Annotated in this window: 25 protein-coding genes; 19 read left to right on the top strand and 6 right to left on the bottom strand. The window is 63.1% G+C overall.

Annotated elements, in window-relative coordinates; translation table 11 throughout:
- Positions 1-4 precede the first annotated feature (4 nt).
- The 9 genes from B7Y43_RS04550 to ruvB all read left to right on the top strand — a co-directional run bounded on the left by B7Y43_RS04550 (position 5) and on the right by ruvB (position 5789).
- Positions 5-313, top strand: coding sequence for a DUF1244 domain-containing protein (locus tag B7Y43_RS04550; protein WP_374130433.1), 309 nt, complete (start codon positions 5-7; stop codon positions 311-313).
- Between the two features lie 59 nt (positions 314-372).
- The gene (locus B7Y43_RS04545) at positions 373-1719 is read left to right on the top strand and encodes an amidohydrolase family protein (RefSeq protein ID WP_374130432.1); all 1347 of its coding nucleotides are present in this window, start codon (positions 373-375) and stop codon (positions 1717-1719) included.
- A gap of 94 nt (positions 1720-1813) precedes the next feature.
- Positions 1814-2053: a DUF2312 domain-containing protein gene (locus tag B7Y43_RS04540; RefSeq protein ID WP_374130431.1), complete on the top strand. Its 240-nt coding sequence runs from the start codon at positions 1814-1816 to the stop codon at positions 2051-2053.
- 39 nt (positions 2054-2092) lie between these two features.
- Entirely contained in the window at positions 2093-2836 is a 744-nt protein-coding gene (locus B7Y43_RS04535) for a YebC/PmpR family DNA-binding transcriptional regulator (RefSeq protein ID WP_374130430.1), read from the top strand.
- A 328-nt stretch (positions 2837-3164) separates the two neighbouring features.
- A complete protein-coding gene (gene ruvC, locus B7Y43_RS04530) occupies positions 3165-3650 on the top strand; it encodes a crossover junction endodeoxyribonuclease RuvC (protein ID WP_374130429.1) in 486 nt (161 codons plus the stop codon).
- 9 nt (positions 3651-3659) lie between these two features.
- Positions 3660-4253 carry a Holliday junction ATP-dependent DNA helicase RuvA gene (gene ruvA / locus B7Y43_RS04525; RefSeq protein ID WP_374130428.1) on the top strand — a complete coding sequence of 198 codons (594 nt, stop codon included), beginning with the start codon at positions 3660-3662 and terminating at the stop codon, positions 4251-4253.
- 11 nt (positions 4254-4264) lie between these two features.
- Positions 4265-4489: a DUF5397 family protein gene (locus B7Y43_RS04520; protein WP_374130427.1), complete on the top strand. Its 225-nt coding sequence runs from the start codon at positions 4265-4267 to the stop codon at positions 4487-4489.
- The gene (locus B7Y43_RS04515) at positions 4489-4767 is read left to right on the top strand and encodes a virulence factor (protein WP_374130426.1); all 279 of its coding nucleotides are present in this window, start codon (positions 4489-4491) and stop codon (positions 4765-4767) included. The genes B7Y43_RS04520 and B7Y43_RS04515 overlap by 1 nt, the downstream gene beginning before the upstream one ends.
- Positions 4764-5789 carry a Holliday junction branch migration DNA helicase RuvB gene (gene ruvB, locus B7Y43_RS04510; RefSeq protein ID WP_374130425.1) on the top strand — a complete coding sequence of 342 codons (1026 nt, stop codon included), beginning with the start codon at positions 4764-4766 and terminating at the stop codon, positions 5787-5789. The genes B7Y43_RS04515 and ruvB overlap by 4 nt, the downstream gene beginning before the upstream one ends.
- Here ruvB and B7Y43_RS04505 read toward each other — a convergent pair.
- From B7Y43_RS04505 to B7Y43_RS04485, 5 genes are read right to left on the bottom strand one after another with little or no spacing between them, the layout of a single operon-like run.
- Positions 5780-7228 (bottom strand): hypothetical protein, encoded by a 1449-nt coding sequence (locus B7Y43_RS04505; protein WP_374130424.1) that lies wholly within the window; start codon positions 7226-7228, stop codon positions 5780-5782. The genes ruvB and B7Y43_RS04505 overlap by 10 nt on opposite strands.
- Entirely contained in the window at positions 7225-7974 is a 750-nt protein-coding gene (locus tag B7Y43_RS04500) for an ABC transporter ATP-binding protein (RefSeq protein ID WP_374130423.1), read from the bottom strand. The genes B7Y43_RS04505 and B7Y43_RS04500 overlap by 4 nt, the downstream gene beginning before the upstream one ends.
- A gap of 48 nt (positions 7975-8022) precedes the next feature.
- On the bottom strand, positions 8023-8244 hold the full coding sequence (locus B7Y43_RS04495) for a hypothetical protein (RefSeq protein ID WP_374130422.1): 222 nt from the start codon (positions 8242-8244) through the stop codon (positions 8023-8025).
- 17 nt (positions 8245-8261) lie between these two features.
- The gene (locus B7Y43_RS04490) at positions 8262-8474 is read right to left on the bottom strand and encodes a helix-turn-helix transcriptional regulator (RefSeq protein WP_374130421.1); all 213 of its coding nucleotides are present in this window, start codon (positions 8472-8474) and stop codon (positions 8262-8264) included.
- Complete coding sequence (locus tag B7Y43_RS04485; RefSeq protein ID WP_374130420.1) at positions 8467-8934, bottom strand: hypothetical protein; 468 nt, start codon at positions 8932-8934, stop codon at positions 8467-8469. Before B7Y43_RS04485 ends, B7Y43_RS04490 begins: the two co-directional genes overlap by 8 nt.
- Before the next feature lie 100 nt (positions 8935-9034).
- Between B7Y43_RS04485 and B7Y43_RS04480 the strand changes: the two genes are divergently transcribed.
- The 10 genes from B7Y43_RS04480 (at position 9035) to B7Y43_RS04435 (ending at position 16131) form a co-directional block, all read left to right on the top strand.
- Entirely contained in the window at positions 9035-9520 is a 486-nt protein-coding gene (locus B7Y43_RS04480; protein ID WP_374130419.1) for a YbgC/FadM family acyl-CoA thioesterase, read from the top strand.
- 18 nt (positions 9521-9538) lie between these two features.
- Complete coding sequence (gene tolQ / locus B7Y43_RS04475) at positions 9539-10246, top strand: protein TolQ (RefSeq protein WP_374130418.1); 708 nt, start codon at positions 9539-9541, stop codon at positions 10244-10246.
- On the top strand, positions 10246-10683 hold the full coding sequence (gene tolR, locus B7Y43_RS04470; protein ID WP_374130417.1) for an ExbD/TolR family protein: 438 nt from the start codon (positions 10246-10248) through the stop codon (positions 10681-10683). Before tolQ ends, tolR begins: the two co-directional genes overlap by 1 nt.
- Positions 10684-10725: 42 nt before the next feature.
- Positions 10726-11610 (top strand): cell envelope biogenesis protein TolA, encoded by an 885-nt coding sequence (locus tag B7Y43_RS04465; RefSeq protein WP_374130416.1) that lies wholly within the window; start codon positions 10726-10728, stop codon positions 11608-11610.
- Positions 11611-11626: 16 nt separating this feature from the next.
- Entirely contained in the window at positions 11627-13015 is a 1389-nt protein-coding gene (tolB, locus tag B7Y43_RS04460) for a Tol-Pal system beta propeller repeat protein TolB (RefSeq protein ID WP_374130498.1), read from the top strand.
- Positions 13016-13099: 84 nt separating this feature from the next.
- Positions 13100-13606 carry an OmpA family protein gene (pal, locus tag B7Y43_RS04455; RefSeq protein ID WP_374130415.1) on the top strand — a complete coding sequence of 169 codons (507 nt, stop codon included), beginning with the start codon at positions 13100-13102 and terminating at the stop codon, positions 13604-13606.
- A gap of 131 nt (positions 13607-13737) precedes the next feature.
- On the top strand, positions 13738-14637 hold the full coding sequence (locus B7Y43_RS04450; protein WP_374130497.1) for an SPFH domain-containing protein: 900 nt from the start codon (positions 13738-13740) through the stop codon (positions 14635-14637).
- An 11-nt stretch (positions 14638-14648) separates the two neighbouring features.
- Entirely contained in the window at positions 14649-14861 is a 213-nt protein-coding gene (locus tag B7Y43_RS04445) for a toxin-antitoxin system HicB family antitoxin (protein WP_374130414.1), read from the top strand.
- On the top strand, positions 14854-15144 hold the full coding sequence (locus B7Y43_RS04440) for a hypothetical protein (RefSeq protein WP_374130413.1): 291 nt from the start codon (positions 14854-14856) through the stop codon (positions 15142-15144). The genes B7Y43_RS04445 and B7Y43_RS04440 overlap by 8 nt, the downstream gene beginning before the upstream one ends.
- An 18-nt stretch (positions 15145-15162) precedes the next feature.
- Positions 15163-16131: an alpha/beta hydrolase gene (locus tag B7Y43_RS04435; RefSeq protein WP_374130412.1), complete on the top strand. Its 969-nt coding sequence runs from the start codon at positions 15163-15165 to the stop codon at positions 16129-16131.
- A gap of 144 nt (positions 16132-16275) precedes the next feature.
- On the opposite strand, the gene B7Y43_RS04430 is transcribed toward B7Y43_RS04435, so the two are convergent.
- The gene (locus tag B7Y43_RS04430; protein WP_374130411.1) at positions 16276-17124 is read right to left on the bottom strand and encodes a S1/P1 nuclease; all 849 of its coding nucleotides are present in this window, start codon (positions 17122-17124) and stop codon (positions 16276-16278) included.
- Positions 17125-17149: the final 25 nt, after the last annotated feature.

Here is a 17149-nt window from a genome sequence, read left to right as displayed (position 1 = left end):
GGAAATGGCTGCAATTGAGACTCTTGACGACGCCATTGCCGCGGCAGCGTTCCGGCGGCTGGTGATGCACCTTCGCCACCGCACCGATGCGCAGAACGTCGATTTGATGGGGCTGGCGGGGTTCTGTCGCAATTGCCTGGGCGATTGGGTGGCGGACGCCAGCGCTGAGCTGAGTGACGGTGCGATCGACAAGGCGGCTGGGCGCGAGTTCGTCTACGGCATGCCCTATGCGCAGTGGAAGGCTGCGCATCAGGGCGAAGCGACCCCCGAACAGCTGGCGCGGATGGCGGAGAGCGTAGCGAAAAATGGTTGAGCGTTGACGCGCGGGCGATCGGGTCTAGGTTCCCCGCAACAATGAAACGCAGGGGATGGATGATGATCAGGACGACGATGACGGCAATGGCGCTGGCGATCGCAAGCACCACGGTCGCGCAGGCGCAAAGCGCGCCGCCTGTTGTGAAAACGATCTATATTCAGGCCGGCACGCTGCTCGACCGACCAGGCCAAGCGCCGCGTGGCAACACGACGATCATCGTGCGCGGCGGCAAGATCGCCGAGCTTCGTGACGGTTTTGTCGCGCCTGAAGCTGGGGCAACGCTAATCGATCTGAAAGACAAATATGTCCTGCCCGGGCTGATCGACCTGCATGTCCACCTGACCGGAATCGCCGGGGATCCGCTGCGTGCGCGGCTCGGCGAATTGACGCGCGACCGGGCCGATGATCTCATCGAAGCACAGAAAAATGCGCGTGCCGATCTTGAAGCCGGGTTCACCACAGTGCGTGATCTGGGCGGCGACGCGCGAAGCATTCGGGCACTGCGCGATGCCATTGACGCGGGTACCGTCGAAGGGCCGACGATCGTCAACGCCGGGCAAATGGTGTCGGTCACCGGCGGCCATGGCGATGGCACCAACGGGCTGGCCGAAGAATTTGCTGATGTCGTTCATAGCCACCAGATCAATACGTGCGACGGCCCGGATGATTGCCGCCGCGCGGTCCGGTCGCAGATCGGGCTCGGCGCGCAAGTCATCAAATTCGCGGCCACCGGTGGGGTGCTCTCCAATGTTGCGGGCGGGCTGGGGCGGCAGATGACGCCCGAGGAGATGAAGGCGATCATCGACACCGCGCATAGTTTCGGCCGCAAGGTCGCCGCGCACAGCCATGCCGCCGAAGGAACCAAGGCGGCGCTGGCCGCCGGGGTCGATTCGATCGAACATGGCACCTTTATCGACGACGAGGCGGTCGCGCTGTTCAAGGCGAAGGGCGCCTATCTGGTGCCGACGATGCTCGCCCCCGTCGCAGCGCTGGCCCAGGCGCGTGGTGGGCAATTGCCGCCAGCGACGATCCCCAAGGCAGAGGCCGCAGCGGCGGCGATGCTCGCCAGCCACACACGGGCGATCGCGGCGGGGGTGAAGGTCGCGTTCGGCACCGACACTGGCGTGTCAAAGCATGGCGACAATGCCCAGGAATTCGCGCTGATGGTGAAGGCAGGGATGACGCCGATGGCAGCGATTCGCGCCGCCACAGTCAGCGCTGCCGATCTGCTTGGTCGGTTGGACCAGCTCGGTACAATCGAGCCCGGCAAGATGGCAGACATCATCGCGGTCATCGGCGATCCGGTCGCCGACGTGACGCGGCTGGAAAAGGTCGATTTCGTCATGCACGGCGGCGTCACGGTTAAGGCGGGTGGTCAGCGCCAGGCCTTCCCACCCAACTGAGCTGAACAACACCGCCTGATAACGATGGTTGAGCGCGCCCGCCCAATGGCCTAGACGACCGCGCTCACCCCAATTGACGAAGAGTTCGACACCCATGAGCGATAACATCTCCGCCGAGCAGCTGCGCCTTCTCATCGAACGGATCGAGCGGCTGGAGGAAGAGAAGAAGGCGATGGCCGACGATATCAAGGACGTCTACGCCGAGGCCAAGGCCACCGGCTTCGACACCAAGACGATGCGGACGATCGTGCGGCTGCGGAAGATGGAAAAGCATCACCGCGACGAGGCGGAGATGCTGCTGGAAACCTACAAGGCGGCGCTCGGCCTGGCGTAATGCCGCCCGCTTGCGCCCCACCACTGACAGAGACCGATTATGGCAGGCCATTCCAAGTTCAAGAACATCATGCACCGCAAGGGTGCGCAGGATAAGAAGCGCTCGTCGCTGTTTTCCAAGCTCAGCCGCGAAATCACCGTCGCGGCAAAGATGGGCCTCCCCGATCCGGACATGAACCCCCGGCTGCGCGCCGCCGTCAACGCGGCCAAGGCGGCGTCGCTCCCGAAGGACAATATCCAGCGTTCGATCGACAAGGCGACGCGCGGCGATGCTGAGACCTATGAGGAAATCCGCTATGAGGGTTTTGGCCCTGGCGGCGTGTCGCTGATCATTGAGGCATTGACCGACAATCGCAACCGGACCGCGACCAATGTCCGCACCGCGGTTTCCAAAAACGGCGGCAATCTGGGCGCGTCCGGCTCGGTCAGTCACGCCTTCGACCGGATGGGGTTGATCAGCTATCCCGCCAGCGTCGGCGATGGCGACAAGGTGTTCGAAGCAGCGCTCGAAGCGGGTGCCGAAGATGTCTCTTCGAGCGAGGACGGCCATGAAATCTGGACCGCGCAGGGTGACCTTCACGAGGTGGTGAGGGCGCTGACCCCGGTGCTTGGCGAGCCCGAAGGCGCCAAGCTTGCCTGGCGCCCGCAAACGATGGTCGAGGTGGGCGAGGATGATGCCGGTTTGTTGTTTAAGCTGATCGACACGCTCGATGATGACGATGATGTGCAGACCGTTTGGGGCAATTACGAAGTGTCCGACGCGGTGATGGAGAAGCTTGGTTGAGCCTTCGATCGCGCGAGCAGGCGAAAGATTTGTTCGCGCGGAGACGCGGAGACGCGGAGAAGGGTTTGAGGGGTTTCGCGCAGAGGCGCAGAGGACGCCGAGAAGGTCGCTCGGTGGGGAGACCAGTTGCGACAGCGACCATAAATCTGAATGAGGGTCTCGCAGGCGCGAGACGGTGCCCGCACGCGAAACGCCTCCGCGTCCTCTGCGCCTCTGCGCGAACCAAAACCTTCTACACCTTAGCGCCTTCCCGCCTTTGCGCGAACAACCCTTCTTCCTTCTTCTCCGCGTCTCCGCGCCTCCGCGTGAACCAACCTTCTTCAAAACGATGATCATCCTCGGCCTCGACCCCGGCCTCGGCACCACCGGCTGGGGCTTGATCCGCGCCGAGGGCAACCGCCTTTCGCACCTCGCCAATGGCCGGTTGAAGACCGACAGCACCGCCGCCCTCCCCCGCCGCCTCGCTCATCTCGACGCGATGCTGACCGCGCTGGTCGCTGATCACGCGCCGGACAGCGCGGCGGTCGAGGAGGTGTTCGTCAACGCCAACCCGCAATCGACGCTCAAGCTCGGCCAAGCGCGCGGTGTCGTTATCTGCGCGGTCGCGCGCGGCGGGATCGACGTCGGCGAATATGCGGCGCGCTTGGTAAAAAAGGCGGTAGTCGGCACCGGCGCGGCGGAGAAGGCGCAAGTCCATGCGATGGTCGCCCGCTTGCTGCCGGGGGTGAAGATCGACGGGGCGGACGCCGCCGATGCGCTGGCGGTGGCAATCTGCCACGCGCACCATCTGGCGTCGGCGCGGCGTATCCCCTAGCACAAGGGGATGATTGCGCATCTGAAAGGCCGCCTCGACGCGACGGGTATTGACCATGCCGTGGTCGATGTCGGCGGCGTTGGCTATCTGGTCGGTGCGTCGGCGCGGACGCTCGCCGCAATCGGCCCGATCGGCGAGGCGGTGATGCTCCACACCGAGATGCTGGTAGGGGAGGATTTTCTCCGGCTGGTTGGCTTTGCCAGTGCCGACGAACGTGATTGGTTCCGGTTGCTCACCGGCGTGCAGGGCGTCGGCGCGCGCGTTGCGCTGGCGATCCTCTCCGCGCTCGAGCCCGGCGATCTCTCCCGCGCCATCGCGAGCCAAGACAAGGCGATGGTCGCGCGCGCCAATGGCGTTGGCCCGAAACTCGCTGAGCGCATCGTGCGCGAGTTGAAGGACAAGGTTGGCGGAATCGCGATTGGCGGGGCGAGCATGTCCGCTGCGCCGACCGGATCGGGTGCCGACGCGGCATCCGCGTTGCTCAACCTTGGCTTCCGCCCCGCCGAGGCCGCCAGCGCCGTGGCGGCAGCGGAGGAAGAGCTCGGGGTGGGCGCTACGCTCGATGCGCTCGTTCGGCTGGCGCTTAGAAAGGCGGCGAAGTAGGATGGCGCGTAATGATTGGCGATCGGGGCGGTGACTGGAGAGGTGCGATGACCAAAATGGACATTCTCGTCGGTACCGTGCGCCGGATTGGGCGCAACGGCCCACCCTATGAAGTGATGTGCAGCGTCGCGCCCGCCAGCAATGGCAAACATCAGATGCGAATTCACATGATCGAATCCGACGAAGACCTTGATTACCCGGTTGAGGATATTCTGCGCGATCCGCTGGACGATTGATGTTCGCGATCGGTTTTGATCTACTTTGGAATCAAACGAAGCTGACCCATCCAAAAGGTCTGTCGCAAGCCTATGCAGAGATCGGGGCGGTGCTGAACCGCTATGGCTTTCAGCGCGTGCAGGGCAGTGTCAACATCTCGACCAACGACAGCCTGGTCAACGTAACCTTGGCGATGAACGCGTTGAGAGCATTGCCATGGTTCCCGTCGTGCGTCCGAGATATCCGCGCGTTCAAGGTCGAGCATTGGAGCGATTTCACGGATTTCATGAAGTCGTGACTGATAACCCTCTTCTATCGCCTACCCGCAAGCCCGAGGACGTCGATGCCGCGCTGCGTCCGAAATCGCTCGACGAATTTGTCGGGCAAAAGGCGGCGCGCGAGAATTTGCGGGTGTTTATCAACGCGGCGAAGGCGCGCGGGGATGCGCTTGATCATGTGCTGTTCTTCGGTCCGCCGGGGCTGGGCAAGACGACGCTCGCGCAGATTATCGCGCGCGAACTCGGCGTGGGCTTTCGCGCGACATCGGGCCCGGTCATTGCCAAGTCGGGCGATCTCGCCGCGCTGCTGACCAATTTGGAAGACGGCGATGTCCTGTTCATCGACGAAATCCACCGGCTCGCACCTGCAGTCGAGGAGATTCTCTATCCCGCGATGGAAGACCGGGCGCTTGATCTGATGATCGGCGAAGGGCCGTCGGCGCGTAGTGTGCGGATCGATCTGCCCAAATTCACGCTGGTTGGCGCGACGACGCGGCAGGGATTGTTGACGACGCCGCTCAGAGACCGCTTCGGCATCCCGGTGCGGCTGCATTTCTACACCGTTGATGAGCTTGAAAAGGTTGTCGCGCGGGCGGCCGGGCTGCTCGATCTTGCGTTGTCGAGCGACGGTGCGACCGAAGTGGCGCGGCGCGCGCGCGGCACCCCGCGTATTGCTGGGCGGTTGCTCCGCCGGGTGCGCGATTTCGCGCATGCCGCTGGCCATGCAATCGTCGACGCCAGGGCAGCCGATGCAGCGCTCAACCGGCTTGAAGTCGATTCGCTCGGGCTTGATGCGATGGACCGGCGCTATTTGATGATGATCGCCGATATTTATCGCGGTGGCCCGGTCGGGGTGGAAACGCTGGCGGCGGGCCTCAGCGAACCGCGCGATACGATTGAGGAAGTGATCGAGCCCTATCTGATCCAGCTCGGCCTTGTCGCGCGGACAGCGCGCGGGCGCTGCCTCAACGCTCTGGGCTGGAAACATCTCGGCCTCAATCCGCCGCCGGGCGCGCAGGACGGTCTGTTCGATCAGGCCTGACCGAGAAAGTAGACGCTCACCCCGGCAATGCCGCCGCAGATGATCGTCACAACGATGCCCAGGATGCCAGCAATAACCCCACTGCCGCGCCGCCGATTGAAGGATTTACGCGGCATCGGTTTGCCGAAGCTAAGCTCGATCACACCGGCCAGCACGCCGGCGATCACCGTCATCACCAGCGTAACAATCCCGCCAATCGGCGATTGCAGCGTGACGGCGATGGGCAAGACGATGCCGATCGGGGCAGCCATGAAGAGCGCTGCAATCAGCTTGGCGCGATTGACCTCGGCCTTGTCGATCGGGGCGACGGTCAGAAGATCGGGGGAGTCTTCTGCCGAAATGGTCAGCCAGGCAAAGCTGCCCACCAGCTGACCGACCACAAGCACACTGGCAAAGGCGAGCGACGCGGCAAACGGCACGTTGCTGCCCCCGCGCCCGCCCAGGCCCAGGAACATCAACGGCGCGAGATAGACGAGCCGCAGGACGATCTGGAACGCAAGCGCCGGGTCGCGCAGCAGCAGCCGGAATTCCTTGGCGAAGATGGTGGCGAACAGCCCCGATTTGAAATGCCGCCGGATGCCGCGCCGCGATGCCTTGGTGCGGGCCAGCCGCATCCCGGCGGCCTGATAGCTTGCCAGGAAGCGCGACTGGAATATTCGGCTCGCCACGGTGAACAGGATCAGCGTCGCGCCGAGCAGCAGAATAATGGCGATCGGCTCGCCAAAGGCCGCCCGGCCCGGCACCGATCCCAGCGGACTTTCTCCAATCCGGCTGTCGCGCAGTCGTTCGAATATCTCGATGCGCCCGCGCCCAGGGCGATCACGCGACAGCAATTGCGAAACGATGAAGAAACCACCGCCGAGCAAGGCGGCGGTGATTTGTCCCACCGTGCGCGCGGCGCGCGGTCCGGCGATCCCGGCGATCAACAGCGTGATGCCGAGCCCGATACACGCCGCGGTCAACGCGAGCGCAACGAGCAGTGGGATCACTCCCCAGAATTGCGGATGACCGATCGCCGCCAACGGCACGACAATCGGCAGTGTCAGCACCGCATAAGTCAGCACGATAGTGGCCGCGATGCCGATCAGCTTGGCCTGGAGCACGGTGCGCTCGCCCGCCGGGGACGATAGCAGCAGATCGAGATCGCCAGCATCATAGAGCGTGCGATAGCTGGCCAACACCGCCTGGGTGGCCATCAGCGACAGGGCCAGCAAACTAACGGCGAGCAGACCATCGAAGATGATCGGGCTTGGTGTCATGGCAACATCGCGCAGTCCAAGCGCAATGCTGATCCCGATCGCGACATAGCCGAACAACAACAACAGGCCCAACCAGGTTGAGAGTGCCCGCCGCCTGACGCCGCGCAGATTGAGCCGCAATTCATGCAGCACCAGCCAGCCAAAGGACCCGGCGGGCAAGCCGCGCATCAGCCAGGTCATTCGGCGGAGGTCCCCGGTGCTTGGGTCAAGCGGATAAAGGCGTCTTCCAGCGTTGACTCATCCGATCCGACCTTTTCGCGCAATTCGGCCATCGTGCCTTCGACGAGCATCTTGCCGTGCGCGATGATGCCGATCCGGTCGGCGAGCCGTTCGGCGACTTCCAGAATATGGGTGGTGACGATCACTGTCGCGCCGCCATCCACCTGTGCGCGCAAGGCATCCTTCACGCTGCGCGCCATTTGCGCGTCGAGCCCCGTCAATGGTTCATCAAGGATCAGCAGGCGTGGTTTGTGAATCAGCGCCCCGGCCAGCGCGACCTTTTGCTTCATGCCGCGCGAAAATCCCTCGCACCGCGTGTCGCGGACATCCCATAGATCGAGCCACTGGAGCAATTCTTCGGCCGCTGGCGCCGCCTCGGCTGGCTTGATCCGCCACAGGCCAGCGACAAAGGCGAGATATTCGGCCGGGCTCAATTTATCATAGAGCATTGGTTCATCGGGCAACCAGGCGGTCATCGCCTTGGCCGCACCCGGCTGGCGCTGGGTATTCACGCCGTAAATTTCGATCAGCCCGGCATCGGGCTTGGCCAGCCCAGTCACCATCCGCAGCGTGGTCGTCTTGCCCGCACCATTGGGGCCGAGCAGGGCATAAAGCTGCCCCGCCGGCACATCGAGATCCAGGCCGGTGATCACCGGCTTGTCAAAGGCCTTGGCAAGGCCGCGGATGCGCAGGGCGGGGGGTGTCATGCCGCTTATCCTATCGCCCGCGGGTGTCGCGTCCAGCGCGAACAGCGATCAGCGCGCCTGGGTTGGCGGTGGCTTGCTGCCCGGCGTCGATGACCGACCGAATTTCGGGATGCCGAACACGGCGGCGAGCCCGAGCGAGAGCAGCATGCCGATCACGATCCCCAAAAAGAAGGCGGCTGATAGGTTGATGCTGCCCGAGATCACAAGAATGCCAAGGGCAGAAAAGATGACCGCCAGGAGGGCGAGGGCAATGATCTTGCGGGTCGGCATGCCGTTGGCTCCGTTGTTCATAACGCGTCGTCCAGAAAGAAAATGGCTTCGACCGGTGTCCCAAGCGCGCGCGCGAGCTTCAGCGCGAGCAAAGTGGAGGGCACGAAGATCCCGTTTTCCACTGTGTTGATTGTCTTGCGGCTGACGCCGACCTGCTCCGCAAGGTCGGCCTGGGTGAGTCCGGCCTCGCTGCGCATGGTCTTTAGCCGGTTGCCCAGCTGATCAACCACGCCAATGTGCCGCGCCTTCAAGCCAGGCGAAGTGGCACAATGCTGCCCCCTCACTGCCAAAAATGGCAATGGTCGCAAAGGTGCGCAGGTCGGTGCTGGCAACGCCGCCGAGACCAATGAAGGTCAGCAGATAGCCGATGGCCGTGATTGCCAGCATTGTCCAAAAGCCGGCCGCCAGGCTGCGTTGCCGGTGATCGCGCGTGACCTCGTCGTTGAGCAGCGCGCGGAGCTGGCTGGGTCTAGCCAGGCCGCCGCCAGTGGCAACCAGTACCGCGCCCACGCCCGCCAGGAACAGAAAAAGGGTATAGACCGGGAGGCCAAAGGCGTCCTGCGCGTGCAGGTTTGTGCCCCAGGCGATTGTCATGGCGACGAGCCCGAACATCAGCAGCCCGATCATCCCGAGCAGGAGGATGCGCATGCGCCCCATCTCGTCTGCCTGATCAATGTCGATTGCCATCATTGTCGCGCTCTCTTTGTAACCTTGAAGTTACATGTAACCGAAAGGTTACATTCGCGTCAATGGGTTTCATGCCTTGCCGTGCTGGGCTAGAGGGCGCGGCATGACTGAAGGCGCACAGCATCGACCGGTCGAGGGGTATTTCGCCGGGCGCGAACACCGGCTGGCCTTGCGGGTTTACTTTGAGGACACTGATCTTTCAGGAGTCGTCTATCACGCCAATTATCTGCGCTGGATGGAGCGTGGCCGGTCAGACATGCTGCGGCTGGCCGGCATTGATCAGCGCGCCGCGCATGAGGCGGGCGAGGGAGCTTATGCCGTCAGCGATGTTTCGATTCGGTACAAAGCACCGGCCCGGCTCGATGATTCGCTGGTTGTCGCGAGTCGATTAATCGCGATTCGGCCTGCTTCGTGTCGTATTCATCAACGAGTCATCAAAGACGGGCTGATACTGGCCGAGGCAGAGGTGACGGCCGTTTTTGTTTCGCCCGGTGGCCGGGCGCGGCGCCAGCCGGCTGGCTGGGTCGCGGCATTTGAACGCTTAGTGTGGCAAGACGTTGAGCCTGATGAGCATGGCGGACAAGATTAAGAAGGGCATGAGCGGATAATGAATTTCGTCCTGAACACTGATCCATCGACCCTGTCGCCGGTCGCCCTGTTTTTACAGGCCGATATCGTCGTGAAAATCGTGATGGTCGGGCTGTTGCTGGCCAGCATCTGGACCTGGGGCGTGATCATCGCGCTGGCGATCAAGCTTGGCCGCGCCAGAAAACGCGGCGAGCGGTTTGAGCGCGATTTCCTGAATGCGAGTGATATCGATGCATTTCATCGCAGCGAAGGGGAGAGCGATGTGCCCGTCGCGCGCGTTTTTTCAGCAGGCGTTGCCGAATGGCGGCGATCGACCACTGGCAATACCATCGACCGGGAAGGCACGCGCGAGCGGCTCGCCACCGCCATGGGATCGTCGGTGGCGGCTGAAGTCGACAAGCTGGCCGACCGGCTCAACATTCTGGCAACCGTCGGCTCGGTTGCGCCCTTTGTCGGGCTGTTCGGCACGGTGTGGGGAATCATGCGCAGCTTTAGCGGGATTGCTGCGGCGCAGAGCACCTCGCTTGCCGTCGTCGCGCCGGGCATTGCCGAAGCGCTGTTTGCCACGGCAATCGGTCTGTTTGCGGCAATTCCGGCGGTGATCGGCTATAATCGCTACAGCCATGCCGTGAACCGGATCGAGGCGCGGCTCAATCGCTTTGCCGATGGTTTCCACGCCACGCTCAGCCGCCAGCTCGAAGGCCCGGCGATGAAGGCCAAGGGCTGATGGCGATCAACCTGCCCTCGCAACGGTCGCGCGGTCGTCGTGCGCCGATGGCGGAAATCAACGTTACGCCGATGGTCGATGTGATGCTGGTGCTGTTGATCATTTTCATGGTCACAGCGCCGCTGCTCACGGCGGGGGTGCCGGTCAATCTGCCCGACAGCAATGCCAAGGCGCTCGATCAGGACCAAAAGCCAGTGCAGATCGCGCTTGACGAGCAGGGTCGGCTGTTCGTCAATGATGACGAAGTGACCGAGGCGATCCTGCCCGACGTGCTGGGCCAGATCGCCGCCAAATCGCCCAGCGGGAAGCCGCCAGAGATTTATCTGCGCGCCGATCGTGGCCTTGCTTATGGCAAGGTGATGCGGGTGATGGGCGAACTCAACCGCGCCGGGCTGAACCGTGTCGCGCTGGTGACCGTGGGCAAGGAGAAGCCGTGACGCCGTGCGCGCTTCTTCCTGGCATCGGGTGAGCGACCGGCGATGGACCGTTCCGATGCTGCTGGGCTTACCATTGCCGTTCTGCTGCATGTCGCGGCATTTGCGCTGCTGTCGGCGAGTTTGCTCAGTCCGCCCAAGCCGATGAAATCGCTTGAGGCGCCAATCGATGTGTCGCTGGTCGACGAAATCGGGCTGGTCGCTACCGCGCCGCAATCGACGGTGCCGCCTGCAGAATCGCGGGCGCCTGATGCCGGGCCGCCCGAGGATGCGCCGCCGCCCGAGCCCAAACCGGCTGCACCCTTGCCGGTACCACCCGCGCCGCAATCCAAGCCTGCACCGCCAACCAAGCCCAACGAGCTGGCCAAGCCCAATCCCAAAAAGCCGACGCCAGAGGCGCCGCAACAGGCCGCCAAATCCCCGCCCAAGCGTGAAGCTGTCCCGGCAACGCCCGCCAAGCCAACGCGGACGGCCTCTACCGGCAGCGATCCATCATCGTCCAAACCGCGGCCGCGCGGTTCGCGATTGGGCGATGATTTTTTGAAAGGGCTGACTGACAAGCCAAGCCCAAGCAAATCGATAACCCCGCGCGCGGCGGTGATCGATGCCAAGGCGCTTGCCAGCATTCAGGATGCGATTTCGCGCCAGATTCAGCCCTGTGCTGATCGCCAGGTCAATCCTGGCCCGGGAGCCAATGAGATCATCACGGTCTTGAATTTGCGCCTCAATCCCGATGGCACGCTTGCCGCGACGCCGACGATGGTGCGTCAAACTGGGACAGATGGAGAGGCGGGGCGCTATGCAAGGCGGGTTATCGATTTGGGAATCGCCGCTTTCAAGGGGTGTTCGCCGTTACGGCTGCCGCCCGAATTTTACAAAACACCCAATGGTGGGTGGAACAATATCAACTACACATGGCAATTACGCTGAGGATGAGTCTGGCATGATGTTCCGCGTTTCGACTTTTCAGCCCCTGGCGGCCCTGCTCCTGTGCATGGCTGTGCCGGTGGCAGCGCAAACCGCCCCGGCATCGCCGCCTGCTAGTGCCGCAGGGCCGACGCAAGCCGATCCGCCGCCGCTTGACGTGTCAGTGACGGGCGGCATTTCCGCGCCGCTGCCAATCGCTATTCCGGTGATGCCGACCACGGCGGTGGTCTCAACCCCCGCTGGCGCCACCGATGTGCTGGGTCGCCAGCTTGCCGCCGTGGTGACGGCCGATCTCAAAAATTCCGGGCTGTTCAGCCCGCTTGGCCCCAATGCGCTAAAGCCCATCGACTTTCCGGAAGTGACCGCACCGCAATTTGAGTATTGGGGGGGCACCGGGGCACAGGCGTTGGTGCAGGGCTTTGTCCGCGCCAATGGCGACGGGACGCTGACGGTTGGCTGCTATCTTTATGACGTCTTTTCCAAGATCGAACTGACCCGGCAGGGCTTTGTCGTCCAGCCCGCCGATTGGCGGCGCGCGGCGCATAAATGCGCGGATATGGTCTATACGCGGCTGACCGGCGAAGGGCCCTATTTCGACAGCCGCGTCATCTATGTCTCTGAAACCGGGCCGAAGGATCGCCGGATCAAGCGGCTGGCGATCATGGATCAGGATGCGGCCAATCACCGCTTTCTCACCAATGGCCAGTCGATCGTGTTGACGCCGCGCTTTGCGCCCAATCAGCAATCGATCGTGTATATGAGCTATGTCGGTGATCGCCCGGCCATTTACATTTACGATATCGGCAGTGGTCGGCAGCGCCAGCTGGTGCCACCGGGCAATCTGACCTTTGCACCGCGCTTCTCGCCCGATGGCCGCTATGTGCTGTTCTCAATGGCGGTTGGCGGCAATATCGACATTTACCGGGTCGCTACGGGCGGCGGACAGCCGCAGCGGCTGACCAATGCACCGGGGATCGACACTGGCGGCAGCTATTCGCCCGATGGTTCGCAAATCGTGTTCGAAAGCGATCGGTCAGGCGGGCAGCAACTGTACTTGATGAATGCCGATGGATCGGATCAGCGCCGGATCAGTTTTGGCGGCGGGCGATATGCCACCCCGGTATGGAGCCCGCGCGGTGACCTGATCGCCTTTACCAAGCTGGCGGGCAATTTCCGGATCGGCATCATGAGTCCAAGCGGCGGCGGCGAGAAATTGCTGACCGATGACTGGCAGGACGAAGGGCCAAGCTGGGCCCCCAATGGCCGGGTGTTGATGTTCTTCCGTTCAGGGCAGGGCCGCAATGGGACGGCAGATCTCTGGTCGGTCGATCTTACCGGCGTCAATGAGCGTAAACTTGCAACACCTCTCGACGGATCGGACCCCGGCTGGGGCCCGCTGCGCCCTTAATGTTTGACTCCGCGTTAACCATTGCTTCAAACCCAGGCTCACGGACCGAGCCTAATCGAACGACCAAGGTCGAAGGAGGATGAAATGGCCAGACTGACGACGACGATCATCATCGCTGCCGCACTTGTAACGACAGCCGGGTGCACCACCAAGCGCAAGGAAGCATTGCCCCCGGGCCCCGTCGGGACGACAGCACCAGGCTATCAGCCGGTTGGCGATGGCATCATCCCCGGTTCGGCCGCAGACTTCCTGCGCTCGATCACCAGCGACACGATCCGCTTCGCCCTTGATCAATATGACATTGATTCCGAAGCGCGCGCGACGCTCGACAGCCAGGCTGCTTGGCTTGCGAAATATCCCAACGTGCCGGTGACGATCGAGGGGCATTGCGACGAGCGCGGCACCCGCGAATATAATCTTGCGCTGGGTGATCGCCGCTCCAACGCCGCCAAGAACTATCTCGCCGCACGCGGCATCTCGCCCACGCGGATCACCACGATCAGCTATGGCAAGGAACGTCCGATCGCGCTCGGTTCTGATGAGGGCAGCTGGGCGCAGAACCGCCGCGCTGTGACGATTGTCATCAGCTAAGCGTTTCATTTGATGCGCTCTTGAAGGGCGGCGGTGTTGGGGCACCGCCGCCCTTTTTGCGTGCGGATGATTTCGCTTGCCACCCCCATTGAGGCGATATAAATATGATATCGTATTAATGGGAGGCAATGATGGTTGAGTCGTTTGGCGGCACCGACGCGATGGCACGGAGTAAGGACTATCCGGCGTCGGCATCGAGCGGGTATCTGATGCTGTTGGTGCTGCTGGTCACCATCGTGGTGATTGGTGCCGGGGGGGCGATGCTGCCGGTTAACAAGGTCGCGGCGATTGGCACGCTGATTGGCGGGCTGACCCTGTTCCTGTTCGTGGCTGCCGGCTTCTATATGCTGCAACCTAACCAGGCCGCCGCGATCACCTTGTTCGGTGCCTATAAAGGCAGCGACCGGGTGAATGGCCTGCGCTGGACCTGGCCCTGGATGGGCAAGAAAAACGTTTCGTTGCGTGCGAACAACCTGATTTCGGAGAAGATCAAGGTCAACGATCTGCGCGGCAACCCGATCGAGATGGCAGCACAGGTCGTATGGCGCGTTACCGATACCGCACAGGCATTGTTCGATGTCGATGACTATAAGGCCTTTGTGCTCGCGCAGATCGAGGCGGCGGTGCGCACGATCGGTTCGCGCTATCCTTATGATGATTTCGAGCATCAGGAGATCACCCTGCGGGGCAATCACGACCAGGTCGGTGCCGAACTGCGCAGCGAGTTGATGGAGCGGCTGTCGGTGGCGGGCATCACGGTCGATGAATGCGGCTTCACCCACCTGGCCTATGCGCAGGAAATTGCCGGCGCCATGCTGCGTCGTCAGCAGGCCGAAGCCGTGGTCGCGGCGCGCAAGACGCTGGTCGAAGGCGCGGTCGGCATGGTCGAAATGGCGCTCGACATGCTGTCGGAAAAGAACGTCGTCGAACTTGATGACGAGCGTCGCGCGGCGATGGTCTCCAACCTGATGGTGGTGTTGTGCGGTGAGCGCGAAACGCAGCCGATCGTTAACGCCGGCTCGCTCTACTGATTGGTTGAACGGTGACGGCGCCGCCCAAAAAAGCCTTTCCGCTCCGTCTCGATCCCGCACTTTATGCGGCGATCGAGCGGAGCGCAGCGGGCGATTTGCGCAGCGTCAACGCCCAGGTCGAATATTTGCTGCGCGAGGCACTCACGCGGCGCGGGGTCAAGGTTTCGGTCAGCCAGACGCCCAAACGGGGGCGCCCGGCCAAACAGGAGGACGATAATGGATGATCCGTGGTTCACGACCTATCGAGGGCGGGGCAAGCTCCAGATCATGCCGCGCAATGCGGCTGGATGGATCGCCACCGCAGTGATGGTGCTGCTGACGACGGGCGTCATGCTGGGCACGGTGCCGCTGGTCGCGACGCAGCCGGTGTTGATCATCCTGCCGCTGCTGGCGACGATGACGATCCTGTTCGTCTTCATCCGCTTCGCCATGGCGCGATCTGAAACGATCAATATCGATGAAATTGCCGAAGAAATCCGCGCCCGTCGCGCCCGCGGCGGCAAATAAGCGGGGAAGGGATTGGTGATGAAAAATTCTCGGTTCTCGATTGTCGGTGCGTTTGTGCTCGCAGCAATGCCCGTGGCGGCGATGGCACAACAGCCATCGCCTACCGACCTGACCGCGCCCGGTCCGGCAGGGGCGCTCCACGGCAGCTTGATCGATGCCGGCAAGGGCAGACCTGTGGTGCTGATCGTCCCCGGTTCGGGCCCCACCGACCGCGACGGCAACAACCGGTATGGCGTGAAAGCAGCACCCTATCGCCTGCTCGCCGAGGCGCTGGCGGCGCGCGCGATCTCGACCGTCAGGATCGACAAGCGCGGGATGTTCGGCAGCAAGGCCGCCATCGCCGACGCCAATAAGGTGACGATTGCCGACTATGCCGCTGACGTGACCGCCTGGGTCAAGGCCACGCGCGCTGCGACAGGTGCGCGCTGCGTCTGGCTGCTCGGGCATAGCGAAGGCGGGTTGGTGGTGCTGGCGACGCCCGACGCGCCCGACATTTGCGGGCGGATATTGGTGTCCGCTGCCGGACGGTCCTTCGGGGTGTTGATCAAGGACCAGATCCACGCCAACCCCGCCAATGCGATCATCTTCGACCAGGCCGATGCTGCGCTCGCCAAGCTGGCGGCGGGCGAGCATGTCGATCCGGCGGGGATGCATCCGGGGCTGCTGGGCCTGTTTGCGCCCGCCGTGCAGGATTACCTTATCGACCTCATGCGCTATCGTCCCGCTGAACTGGCGTCGAAAAGCAAAGGACCCCTGCTGATCGTCCAGGGTGAAAACGACATCCAGATCGGCGTCGAGGATGCCAGGATGCTGGCGGCGGGGCGCAAGGATGCCAAGCTGGTGCTGCTCCCCGGCGTCAATCATGTCCTGAAACAGGTCGGCGATATTGACCGCGCGGCCAACGCGGCGAGCTATGCCAATCCCGATTTGCCGATCGATGCCGGTGTTGTTGCGGCAATCGCCGGGTTTGTGCTGGCGACGCGCTAGAGGGTGATGACGTGAGGTCGCTTCAACGATATACCCGTTTGGGCTGAGCGAAGTCGAAGCCCACGCGCTTCGCATGCCCTTCGACTTCGCTCAGGGCGAACGGGGTTTGGGTTGGTCCAATCCAACGTCATCACGCGCTAAGGCTTAGCGCAGCGCTTCATCAAGCAACCGCGCCAGCCGCAGTCCAGCGCGCTCGACTTGCAATCGGGCGATCGGGACCAGTCGCGTGATGGTCGCGGTGTCGAGTTTGGCGCGGGTTGGCGTGGGGGTGGTACAGGGCTGATCGCCGACCGCGCTGGGATAGGCGACATCGCGGCTGACGGCCCAGGCTTCACGGCTCCAGTCCTCGGTCGTTCCCGCCTGGGTCGCGGTCGTATCCGCAGCCGAATAGGGCCGGACCAGCGGGGGGCCATCGGTGATTGCGCGCTCAGCGAGCGCCCCGTCCCAAATGCTGTGCAGGTTGAGCCGGTCGGGGGCATAGATGCCATAGGCAGCCTTCACTTGGTTGCCGCCCAGATCGCGATGATCGCCTGCGTGCAGCGGCATGTGCAGGTCGCCCGTGAAATGGACCAGGAACGCCAGCGCCTGCACCCGCTCGGCGGTCGGCACGGTCTTGTCCTTCAGCAGCTTCACCGCGCGGTCGATTTGGGCCGACACGCAATTGCCGTCGCGGCAGGCGTTTTTCAGGTCAAAGGGCTGGCAGATATCGACATTCTGGTAATGCCACGACGCGGTGTAGGAAAAGCGCGGCCCCATCCCGCGTACGCAATCGGGCCAGACGCTGATTTGCTCGATCGTGCGCGCCTTGCACCCCGGTGTTGCGAGCGCCGATGACTGGGCCAGCAACGCCAGCACCTTGGCCCGGACCTGGGGCGAGACATTGGCCATCGCGATCCGGGCGATGGTTTCATGTCCGAACTGGCCATAGGCCTGGGCAGGGCTGTGGAGGCTGAGTGCGATCGCGGCAGCGAGGATGAGCAAGAGGTTCTTCATGGAGCCAGCCCCTAACCGGACAAGA

Source organism: Sphingomonas sp. 28-62-20 (assembly GCF_002281505.1).
This window is presented reverse-complemented; position numbering and strand designations above follow the sequence as displayed.

Coding starts and splice junctions, on each gene's coding strand:
- B7Y43_RS04550 (WP_374130433.1), top strand. CDS start 5: ATGGCTGCAATTGAGACTCTTGACGACGCCATTGCCGCGGCAGCGTTC.
- B7Y43_RS04545 (WP_374130432.1), top strand. CDS start 373: ATGATGATCAGGACGACGATGACGGCAATGGCGCTGGCGATCGCAAGC.
- B7Y43_RS04540 (WP_374130431.1), top strand. CDS start 1,814: ATGAGCGATAACATCTCCGCCGAGCAGCTGCGCCTTCTCATCGAACGG.
- B7Y43_RS04535 (WP_374130430.1), top strand. CDS start 2,093: ATGGCAGGCCATTCCAAGTTCAAGAACATCATGCACCGCAAGGGTGCG.
- ruvC (WP_374130429.1), top strand. CDS start 3,165: ATGATCATCCTCGGCCTCGACCCCGGCCTCGGCACCACCGGCTGGGGC.
- ruvA (WP_374130428.1), top strand. CDS start 3,660: ATGATTGCGCATCTGAAAGGCCGCCTCGACGCGACGGGTATTGACCAT.
- B7Y43_RS04520 (WP_374130427.1), top strand. CDS start 4,265: ATGATTGGCGATCGGGGCGGTGACTGGAGAGGTGCGATGACCAAAATG.
- B7Y43_RS04515 (WP_374130426.1), top strand. CDS start 4,489: ATGTTCGCGATCGGTTTTGATCTACTTTGGAATCAAACGAAGCTGACC.
- B7Y43_RS04505 (WP_374130424.1), bottom strand. CDS start 7,228: ATGACCTGGCTGATGCGCGGCTTGCCCGCCGGGTCCTTTGGCTGGCTG.
- B7Y43_RS04500 (WP_374130423.1), bottom strand. CDS start 7,974: ATGACACCCCCCGCCCTGCGCATCCGCGGCCTTGCCAAGGCCTTTGAC.
- B7Y43_RS04495 (WP_374130422.1), bottom strand. CDS start 8,244: ATGCCGACCCGCAAGATCATTGCCCTCGCCCTCCTGGCGGTCATCTTT.
- B7Y43_RS04485 (WP_374130420.1), bottom strand. CDS start 8,934: ATGATGGCAATCGACATTGATCAGGCAGACGAGATGGGGCGCATGCGC.
- B7Y43_RS04480 (WP_374130419.1), top strand. CDS start 9,035: ATGACTGAAGGCGCACAGCATCGACCGGTCGAGGGGTATTTCGCCGGG.
- tolQ (WP_374130418.1), top strand. CDS start 9,539: ATGAATTTCGTCCTGAACACTGATCCATCGACCCTGTCGCCGGTCGCC.
- tolR (WP_374130417.1), top strand. CDS start 10,246: ATGGCGATCAACCTGCCCTCGCAACGGTCGCGCGGTCGTCGTGCGCCG.
- B7Y43_RS04465 (WP_374130416.1), top strand. CDS start 10,726: ATGGACCGTTCCGATGCTGCTGGGCTTACCATTGCCGTTCTGCTGCAT.
- tolB (WP_374130498.1), top strand. CDS start 11,627: ATGTTCCGCGTTTCGACTTTTCAGCCCCTGGCGGCCCTGCTCCTGTGC.
- pal (WP_374130415.1), top strand. CDS start 13,100: ATGGCCAGACTGACGACGACGATCATCATCGCTGCCGCACTTGTAACG.
- B7Y43_RS04450 (WP_374130497.1), top strand. CDS start 13,738: ATGGTTGAGTCGTTTGGCGGCACCGACGCGATGGCACGGAGTAAGGAC.
- B7Y43_RS04440 (WP_374130413.1), top strand. CDS start 14,854: ATGGATGATCCGTGGTTCACGACCTATCGAGGGCGGGGCAAGCTCCAG.
- B7Y43_RS04435 (WP_374130412.1), top strand. CDS start 15,163: ATGAAAAATTCTCGGTTCTCGATTGTCGGTGCGTTTGTGCTCGCAGCA.
- B7Y43_RS04430 (WP_374130411.1), bottom strand. CDS start 17,124: ATGAAGAACCTCTTGCTCATCCTCGCTGCCGCGATCGCACTCAGCCTC.